Origin of the sequence: Cecembia sp. (assembly GCF_007126775.1) — a bacterium.
Lineage (GTDB): Bacteria > Bacteroidota > Bacteroidia > Cytophagales > Cyclobacteriaceae > Cecembia.
In genome coordinates this window covers 1-8,960 of the sequence record NZ_SLAP01000064.1, presented here as the reverse complement: position 1 = coordinate 8,960, position 8,960 = coordinate 1, and the positions used below count along the sequence as shown (strand labels likewise).

The following is an 8,960-nucleotide window of genomic DNA, read 5'->3' as shown; positions in this document are numbered from 1 at the left end:
TCATCAGTGAATACCGCGAGTTCATCTACCTTAAAAGCTTTTTTTATCCGGTCCAATTGAAATGTTTGCGGAGTTTGGACAAGCCTGAAGCTTTGTCTGTCCTGGAAAACCGAAGCTCCATTACTTTTTACCATCCGTATGGAATCCTTCAACGGTATGACAGCAACTGCACTCCCTTTTTGTTCAGCCACCTCAAAAGAATTGCGTATCACATCCTGGCTCACAAAAGGCCGAACCCCGTCATGTATAGCAACAATACCATATTCCGGTAATGTATCAAGGCCATTTTTCACGGATTTAAAACGGCTATTTCCACCTGCTACAAGTTGGTGGGGAATAGAAAAACGATAAGTATCGCACAATATGCGCCAATATGCAAAATCTATTTCAGGAATTACTAATGTAAGGGCAATGGAAGGGTCTGTCTGATAAAAATTGTTCAGGGTATGCATCAAGATGGGCTTCTCTCCTATAGGCAGGTACTGCTTGGCAATTTGAGAACCCATTCGGGTACCTGTACCACCTGCTACAATCAATGCAAATTTTTCCATTTCAAATACTTAAGCTACAAAAACACCTGATATCACGGAAGCCCCATCAAATTTGTAGAAAATATCAGGAATAAAAAAAGGGGCCGAGAGCCCCCTATAAATTTTATAGTATCAACATGGCATCTCCATAAGAGAAGAACCTGTATTTTTCTTTCACTGCTTCTTTATAAGCTTTCATAACGAGGTCATATCCACCAAAGGCAGAAGCCGTCATCAATAAGGTGGATTCCGGAAGATGAAAATTCGTAATCAGCGCATTGGCTATTTTGAACTCGTATGGTGGAATGATGAATTTATCTGTCCAGCCACTGCTCATCTTTAATCTTCCATTTGCCGTTACCGAGGACTCAATGGTTTTCAGGGTTGTTGTTCCTACAGAAACAACCCTTTTTTTGCCATCTAAGGCTTGATTTACCAATTCCACGGTCTTTGAAGGAATATCATAATTCTCAGAATCCATTTTATGTTTGGTCAAATCCTCTACATCCACCTGTCTAAAAGTCCCCAATCCTACATGCAAAGTGATCGGAGAAACTGCTACACCTTTCAATTCCAATCTTTTTAAAAGATGGGGGGTAAAATGCAATCCTGCTGTAGGTGCAGCCACTGCCCCTACGTTTTTGGCAAAAATGGTTTGGTAACGCTCTCTGTCCTCTGGCTCGATTTTCCTTTCAATGATTTCTTTTAAGAGTGGCGTTTCACCCAAGGTATCAATGGCTTTATAGAACTCTTCGTCCGAACCATCAAACAAAAACCTAATAGTCCTGCCTCTTGATGTGGTATTGTCAATCACCTCGGCTACCAGGTCACTGTCCCCGAAATAAAGCTTATTCCCTACACGGATTTTTCTGGCAGGATCAACCAAGACATCCCAAAGCCTCAATTCAGGATTCAATTCTCTAAGAAGAAAAACCTCAATCTTTGCTCCGGTTTTTTCTTTGTTTCCATATAATCGGGCAGGAAATACTTTGGTATCATTCATGACAAAAACATCTCCTTCACCAAAATATTCAATGATATCCTTAAATACACGATGTTCTATTTCACCGGTTTTTCTATGCACCACCATTAACCTCGATTCATCGCGGTTGTCTGTTGGATAGAGAGAAATAAGTTTTTTTGGAACTTCGAGTTTAAAGTCTGATAACTTCATATAATTTGATCTGTAATTGCTTGCGTATTGGTAATAAGATTTATTTTAAAAAATGCAAAGTTAATAATAAAAATCCCGAATTCTACTTATCTTGGGAATTAGTTTTTAACACTTTACAAAAAAGACGTGATCTACATCAAACTGATATGGGAAAGTGTAAGGTTTGCTATGCAAGCCTTGAAATCCAATCTCACAAGAACGATTTTATCTTTGTTGGGCGTGACAGTTGGTATTTTTGCCATCATTGCCGTTTTTACCTTGGTGGATTCTTTGGAAAAAAACATCAAATCCAGCTTTAGTTTTCTTGGGAGCAATGTGGTCACTGTAAACCGATTTCAATTTGTAGGCGGTCCTGATTATCCTTGGTGGAAATATTTCAGAAGACCCTATAATAACTTTAGCGAGTATACCTTCCTCAGGGACAAACTTAGAAATGCTGAGTCGGTTACTTTTTCGGCTTCAGCCAATACTACTGTTCAGGCTGGAAGTAATTCTTATAAAGGTACAAATCTCACTGGGGTAGTTTTCACTTATAAAGATGTATATGATATACCACTGGAATCAGGCCGTTTTTTTACAGAATTGGAGATCAATGCCAACAGGAACGTGGCACTTATTGGTGTTAAAATTGCCAATACGTTATTCCCTGGGAGGGATGCGATAGGCAAAGAAATCAAAATAAAGGGCAATAAATTCGTTGTAATTGGACTGTTTGAAGAAGAGGGAGAAGGGCTTTTTGAAATTGCTTCCAAAGATGAGGCAGTAATGATTCCTTATGGTAGCTTCACCAAACTGTATTATGTAGGTCAAAATGGGATTGAACCCAGTATTGCTATCAAAGGAAATGAAGAAGATGTGGGGCTAATTGCATTAGAAAATGAGCTGATTGGCCTATTGCGTGCAAAAAGAGGCTTGAAGCCTACACAGGAAGATAATTTCTCATTGAACAAATCGGAGTTTATCATGAACACTATTGGTTCCATTTTCGATGTAATCAGTGCTGCAGGTTGGGTAATTGGTGGTTTTTCTATTTTAGTGGGTGGGTTTGGTATTGCAAACATCATGTTTGTTTCGGTCAAAGAGCGGACCAGTATTATTGGGATACAAAAATCCTTAGGCGCTAAAAACTACTTTATTTTATTTCAATTTTTATTTGAAGCAGTATTTCTAAGTTTGATCGGCGGTGTAGCCGGCATCTTGATAGTCTATGCCATCACATTTATTCAATTAGGCTCCTTAGAGCTCGTAATGTCCTTAAAAAATGTGGTTTTGGGTCTCGGCATATCTTCTGCCATAGGTGTGGTATCGGGGATTGTTCCTGCTACCCTAGCTGCCCGACTAGATCCTGTAGAGGCGATTAGAGCAGCATAAAAAAAGGCGGAAATATCCGCCCTTTTTTATGTTTATCTTTTTGTAAGTATTATTCTTCACCTCCAGGAACTTCCTTTGCGCCGCTGCCTAATCCTGCTTTTTCTTTGATTTTGATTTCAAGTTCTTCCATCAATTCAGGATTGTCCAGTAATAGGTTTTTTACAGCATCTCTTCCCTGACCAAGTTTATTGCCTTCATAAGAGAACCAAGAACCGGCCTTTTTTATGATTTCAAACTCTACTCCCAAGTCAATGATCTCTCCCACTTTAGAAATACCTTGTCCGTACATAATATCAAATTCAACAACTTTAAAAGGGGGAGCTACTTTATTTTTGACCACTTTTACTTTGGTCCTGTTGCCTAAGACATTGTCCGCACCTTCTTTAATCTGACCTATTCTCCGGATATCCAATCGTACAGAGGCATAAAACTTCAATGCATTACCACCTGTGGTGGTCTCAGGGTTACCGAACATCACTCCTATCTTCTCCCGCAACTGGTTGATAAAAATACAAGAGCATCCTGTTTTGTTGATGGCCCCTGTCAATTTCCGTAAAGCTTGCGACATCAATCTAGCCTGGAGCCCCATCTTACTGTCGCCCATATCTCCCTCCAATTCACCTTTGGGCACCAGAGCTGCCACAGAGTCAATCACAATAATATCGATCGCTCCTGATCGTATCAAATGCTCGGCAATTTCAAGTGCCTGTTCCCCATTATCAGGTTGAGATATTAATAAGTTTTCAATATCAATACCTAACTTTTCAGCATAAGTTTTATCAAAAGCATGCTCTGCATCAATAAAAGCAGCCAAACCGCCGGCTTTTTGTGCTTCAGCTATGCAATGCATAGTGAGGGTGGTTTTACCGGATGACTCCGGTCCGTAAATCTCAATCACCCTTCCTCTGGGAATTCCACCTACTCCCAAAGCCATATCCAGACCTAGAGAACCTGTAGAAATGGCAGGGACATCCTGCACCTTATTGTCACTCAACTTCATTACAGTACCCTTACCGTAGGTTTTTTCCAGTTTATCAATGGTCAACTGCAGGGCTTTTAATTTTTCGGCGTTTGCACTCATATGCTATATATACAGATCTAAAATGAATGATTTGAATTAATGCTATTTAAAGTAGACCCAACTCTTACAAAAAGGTTTACGTATTTCTTTTTGTAAACAAAAATCAGGCTTCTTCAATATTTTGCTAATATTGGAATAAAGTTTGAAAAGCTTCCAGTACAGCTATTAATTTAATGAAAAATCACTTAATAAAGTCAGTAATTGTCGCATTTTTTTTCACCTGTATGAGTTTGGATATTTTTGCCCAAAAAAATCAGGCTTTCATTCAGGGGGAAGAGTTGACTTTCAGGGTGAGTTTTGGTTTTCTGAATGCGGCTGAGGCCAAAATGCTCATTCAGCCCAAAATAGAGACAAAAAATGAGCGCCCAACCTATAAAATTGATGTTTTGGGACAAACTTTGGGGGTTTTTAAACTTTTCAAAGTCAATGATAACTGGGGAAGTTATTTAGATACGACCAAAATTATCCCCTATGAATCTTACCGCCATATTGAAGAGGGCAACTATAGGAAGCACGAGCGGGTAACTTTTGACCACAGGAATAAAAATGCACATGTCCGTCTGTATGACAGAGAAAACAAAGAGGTAATCGATGCCAAAGATTACAAGATTCCCTCAAATGTTCAGGATATTGTCAGCGGATTTTACCTCCTGCGTACAATGGAGTTGAAAAAGCTGAAGAAGGGAGATATTGTATCCATCAAGGGCTTTTTTGACAAGGAGATTTACAACCTAAGGCTGGTCTACGGGGGCAAAGCTTCTATTGATACCAAACTGGGCAAAATGGAAACTTTCATATTTTCGCCCATAATGCCGAAAAATAAGCTATTTAGAGGTGAACAGCCCGTTACTGTATGGGTGACTGACGATGAGAATAAAATTCCTGTAAAAATTAAAGCAAAGCTTTTAGTTGGATCTCTCGACATGGATATTACTGAAGCCAAGGGCCTGCGTAATAATTAATTTACAATCAAGTAATAATCAGGTAACATTGAGCTGGGTAATAAAAACTTTATGTTGTATTTTGATATCTGAACTGTTAAAAATCAAATTATATGAGGCCTTTTTCTAACTTAGCGTGACATTTAAATAACATTTACTCCTCAACAGGAAATGAGTGATAAACAAAAAGTAAGGGTATTGGTCGTTGACGACGAGCCTGATATTGTAGACCTCCTTAGCTATAATTTAAAAAAAGAGGGTTATGATGTAGCAGCTGCTGAAGATGGTATAAAAGCGGTAAAAGTAGCTTCAAAATTTTTACCTGATGTGATTTTGTTGGATATAATGATGCCCAACCAGGATGGTGTAGAAACCTGTCGCCAACTGAGGGAAGTACCAGAGCTGAAAAATACCTTTATCATTTTTCTTACAGCCCGCTCAGAAGAATATTCTGAAGTTGCAGCTTTTGATGTAGGAGCAGATGATTACATCACAAAGCCTATCAAACCAAGAGCTTTAATGAGCCGGATTGCTGCATTATTTCGTAGAGAATCCAAAAAAGAGCAGGAATTTACCCAGATCAAAATCAAAGATCTGACCATAGATAGAACGAGTTATACCATCGATAAAGGAGGAAAAACCATCACCTTACCCAAAAAAGAATTTGAACTGTTGTATTTCCTAGCTAAAAACCCTAATATGGTTTTTAGTAGAGATGATCTTTTGCAGAATATTTGGGGGGCTGATGTCTTTGTACTGGCGAGAACAGTGGATGTGCACATCAGAAAAGTGAGGGAAAAGATTGGCGATGATTATATCACTACTGTAAAAGGAGTAGGCTATAAGTTCGACCTCAATTAATTATATGCTGACCACATCCCGTGGAATTTCATTGGTTTTGGCTATTGCTATCGCTGCACTGACGGTAGCATTTTTATTGTTACTCGATGAGGCCACACCGGCCTTATTGTTGGTAGCGGGTGGAATTTCATTTTCGGTTTCTTATATTTTGATGCAAGTCACCTTGGAGTTCCTGGTTTTCAAAGAAATAAGCAATATCTACGCTGTACTTGAAAAGATCCAGAAGAAAGACTACACATCCATTCCGGAAAAAAATGAGCGGCTTTCAATTTCACCTTTGCGTAAAATCAATAAAACCATTAATAATTATGCGCAATCTAAAAATCGGGAAATTGAGACCCTTCAAAAAAATGCAGCCTTCAGGCGTGAATTTATTGCAGACATTTCCCATGAATTAAAAACCCCAATATTTGCTGCCCAAGGTTATATACACACTTTACTGGATGGTGCAGTAGATGACAAGTCTGTACGTTTGAAATTTTTAAAAAGAGCTGCAAAAAGTTTAAATGCTTTGGATAAGCTGGTACATGACCTCCTTACGCTCAGTCAAATGGAAAGTGGAGTGATCAAATTTCATTTTGAAAGTTTTGATCTCAAGGATCTGATTCATGAAGTCATTGAGGAATTAGAGCAAAAAGCCTCCAAAAGGGATATGCTGATCAGATTTTTCTACGATAAAGAAAAATCATACAAAACCTGGGCAGATAAAGATAAGATTTTCAGGGTCTGCCAAAATCTAATCTCTAATGCCATCAAATACAACAACGATGGCGGTGAGGTGGAGATTGATCTAAAAACCCACAAAAACCACATCGCTGTAGAGGTGAAGGATAATGGGAAGGGAATCCCACCCGAGGATTTGAAAAGGATTTTTGAACGGTTTTACAGGGTGGAAAAAAGCCGGTCCAGGGAAAAAGGAGGGACAGGTCTTGGCTTGGCCATTGTCAAGCATATTTTAGAAGGGCACAAAAGTAAAATTTCTGTCAGCAGTACCTTAGGGAAGGGTTCCATTTTCAGCTTTGAGCTTCCAATAGAAAAAAATGTTTAATTTTTTTAATTTACACCTTAGGCAAATTTTGCTCATTCCCCTCTTTTGTGGCTGCTGTTTGTTTGCATGCACTCCAAAGACCATTCAAAAAGGTAAGGCTTCCTATTATCATGATAAATACCATGGTAGGCAAACAGCAAATGGAGAAACCTATAAAAAGAGAAAACTAACCGCAGCACACAGGACAATTCCTTTTGGTACAAAAGTTACTGTCGTCAACTTGGATAATGGAAAACGAGTCAAGGTCAGGGTAAATGACCGTGGCCCATTTGTCGATGGTCGGATAATCGATCTTTCCAGAAAGGCTGCCAAAAAAATTAATATGGTAGATGCAGGTATAGCAAACGTGGAAATCAGATACAAATAAGAAGGATTTTTTTTGAGCGATCATTTCCCTACCTTTGCACCTTTATTGAAGAAGCAAGGGGGTTCCATGAAGAAAATAGATTTTGAAACACTGATTCTGTTTGAAAGCGAGGATTACCTTGTCATCAATAAGCCTCCCTATTTATCGACATTGGACGATAGGCACGAAGCCCAGAACATTCTGGAACTTGCCCGACAATACACCCCTGATGCCCAGGTGTGTCACCGTTTGGACAAGGAGACTTCCGGATGTCTGGTTATCGCCAAACACCAAGAGGCTTATCGGAACATAGCGATACAGTTTGAAGACCGAAAAGTCAGCAAAATCTATCATGCAGTAGTGGAAGGCGTACACGAGTACAATGAGGTTCTTGTAGACCGCAACATCCATGCGACCAATAAAGGCATCGCCAAGATAACCAAAGAAGGCAAGCCTGCACAGACCATTTTCAATACCTTAAGGACTTATTATTCCTACAGCTTAGTGGAATGTAAGCCCATCACGGGGAGACTGCATCAAATCAGGGTACATTTGGCCCATTTGAAGTCACCCATCTGCGGGGATGAGATGTATGGAGGCAAGCCGCTTTATTTATCTGCCTTAAAAAGGCGATTTAACCTCAAAAAAGGTACAGAAGAACTGCCCATCATGCAGCGGGTTTCGCTTCATGCCTATGCCATTGGCTTCCAAGGATTAAATGTAGAAAGGATAGAAGTAGTAGCTCCATATCCCAAAGACTTCGATGTATTGGTCAAACAACTGGAAAAAAACCGCTAACTGCTAGAAAATGTGGGTAATAATATTGTTTCTTTTGCAATAAAAAGAAATTACTTCTATCTTTGTGTCCCTTTTTGAGGGTGAAGTATATTTAACAAGCTAATAATTAAACATTTACACAGTGGATACATTAAGCTACAAGACCAAATCAGCGAATGCTGCGACTGTAGAGAAAAACTGGGTGGTAGTGGATGCCCAGGCTGCGGTTTTAGGCAGATTTTCGAGTGAGGTCGCCAAAATCCTAAGGGGTAAGCATAAGCCTTACTATACCCCTCACGTGGACTGCGGAGACAACGTGATTGTCATCAATGCAGACAAGGTCAGATTGACCGGAAGAAAAATGGACGAGAAAGTCTATGTGCGCCATACTGGCTATCCAGGTGGTCAGCGCATTTCTACACCAAAATTACTGAAGCAAAAATCTGCTTCTATTTTGGTAGAAAAAGCAGTTAGAGGAATGCTACCTAAAACAAGGTTAGGCAGACAATTATACAGAAACCTTTTTGTATACAATGGCGCTGAGCATCCCCACGCTGCACAACAGCCTAAAGAAATCAAATTCTAATCTCAGCAGTTCATGGAAATTATCAATACAATCGGTAGAAGAAAGACATCTGTTGCAAGAATCTACATGAAACCGGGAAAAGGGGAGATCACTGTTAACAACAGATCGATTGACGTTTACTTCCCATTTGATCTGCATCAGATTGTCGTAAAACAACCCCTTGCACTAGTAGGTGTAGATGGTTCATATGACATCAATATCAATGTAGACGGCGGTGGCATCAAAGGACAGGCCGAGGCAGCCAG

11 protein-coding genes are annotated in these 8,960 nt (G+C 39.6%); 8 read left to right on the top strand and 3 right to left on the bottom strand.

The features are described from left to right. Both QZT73_RS04465 and queA read right to left on the bottom strand, forming a co-directional pair. Positions 1-551: 2-C-methyl-D-erythritol 4-phosphate cytidylyltransferase (locus tag QZT73_RS04465; RefSeq protein ID WP_291786814.1), on the bottom strand; the 551-nt coding region annotated here is incomplete at its 3' end. Positions 552-654: 103 nt separating this feature from the next. Then, positions 655-1,704: a tRNA preQ1(34) S-adenosylmethionine ribosyltransferase-isomerase QueA gene (gene queA / locus QZT73_RS04460; RefSeq protein WP_291778089.1), complete on the bottom strand. Its 1,050-nt coding sequence runs from the start codon at positions 1,702-1,704 to the stop codon at positions 655-657. Positions 1,705-1,830: 126 nt separating this feature from the next. On the opposite strand from queA, the gene QZT73_RS04455 reads away from it, so the two are divergent. Continuing rightward, positions 1,831-3,075, top strand: a complete 1,245-nt coding sequence (locus QZT73_RS04455) for an ABC transporter permease (protein ID WP_291786812.1) — start codon at positions 1,831-1,833, stop codon at positions 3,073-3,075. A 49-nt stretch (positions 3,076-3,124) separates the two neighbouring features. Here the strand turns inward: QZT73_RS04455 and recA are convergent, their stop codons facing one another. Further along, a complete protein-coding gene (gene recA / locus QZT73_RS04450; RefSeq protein ID WP_291778084.1) occupies positions 3,125-4,156 on the bottom strand; it encodes a recombinase RecA in 1,032 nt (343 codons plus the stop codon). 173 nt (positions 4,157-4,329) lie between these two features. Between recA and QZT73_RS04445 the strand changes: the two genes are divergently transcribed. From QZT73_RS04445 to rpsI, 7 genes are all read left to right on the top strand, one after another. Continuing rightward, positions 4,330-5,118 (top strand): DUF3108 domain-containing protein, encoded by a 789-nt coding sequence (locus QZT73_RS04445; RefSeq protein WP_291778082.1) that lies wholly within the window; start codon positions 4,330-4,332, stop codon positions 5,116-5,118. A gap of 150 nt (positions 5,119-5,268) precedes the next feature. Then, positions 5,269-5,958 (top strand): response regulator transcription factor, encoded by a 690-nt coding sequence (locus tag QZT73_RS04440; RefSeq protein WP_291778079.1) that lies wholly within the window; start codon positions 5,269-5,271, stop codon positions 5,956-5,958. A gap of 4 nt (positions 5,959-5,962) precedes the next feature. Next, on the top strand, positions 5,963-7,006 hold the full coding sequence (locus tag QZT73_RS04435; protein WP_291778076.1) for an ATP-binding protein: 1,044 nt from the start codon (positions 5,963-5,965) through the stop codon (positions 7,004-7,006). A gap of 28 nt (positions 7,007-7,034) precedes the next feature. After that, entirely contained in the window at positions 7,035-7,373 is a 339-nt protein-coding gene (locus QZT73_RS04430) for a septal ring lytic transglycosylase RlpA family protein (RefSeq protein WP_291786810.1), read from the top strand. A gap of 66 nt (positions 7,374-7,439) precedes the next feature. Then, positions 7,440-8,150: a pseudouridine synthase gene (locus QZT73_RS04425; RefSeq protein ID WP_291778100.1), complete on the top strand. Its 711-nt coding sequence runs from the start codon at positions 7,440-7,442 to the stop codon at positions 8,148-8,150. Between the two features lie 121 nt (positions 8,151-8,271). After that, positions 8,272-8,715: a 50S ribosomal protein L13 gene (rplM, locus tag QZT73_RS04420; RefSeq protein WP_291778066.1), complete on the top strand. Its 444-nt coding sequence runs from the start codon at positions 8,272-8,274 to the stop codon at positions 8,713-8,715. A gap of 12 nt (positions 8,716-8,727) precedes the next feature. Next, the coding region (rpsI, locus tag QZT73_RS04415; RefSeq protein ID WP_291786808.1) for a 30S ribosomal protein S9 at positions 8,728-8,960 on the top strand (233 nt) is incomplete at its 3' end.

What these genes read in the sequence shown, in the direction of transcription:
- QZT73_RS04440 (WP_291778079.1), top strand. Translation starts at nt 5,269, where the DNA reads ATGAGTGATAAACAAAAAGTAAGGGTATTGGTCGTTGACGACGAGCCT.
- recA (WP_291778084.1), bottom strand. Translation starts at nt 4,156, where the DNA reads ATGAGTGCAAACGCCGAAAAATTAAAAGCCCTGCAGTTGACCATTGAT.
- QZT73_RS04445 (WP_291778082.1), top strand. Translation starts at nt 4,330, where the DNA reads ATGAAAAATCACTTAATAAAGTCAGTAATTGTCGCATTTTTTTTCACC.
- QZT73_RS04435 (WP_291778076.1), top strand. Translation starts at nt 5,963, where the DNA reads ATGCTGACCACATCCCGTGGAATTTCATTGGTTTTGGCTATTGCTATC.
- QZT73_RS04425 (WP_291778100.1), top strand. Translation starts at nt 7,440, where the DNA reads ATGAAGAAAATAGATTTTGAAACACTGATTCTGTTTGAAAGCGAGGAT.
- queA (WP_291778089.1), bottom strand. Translation starts at nt 1,704, where the DNA reads ATGAAGTTATCAGACTTTAAACTCGAAGTTCCAAAAAAACTTATTTCT.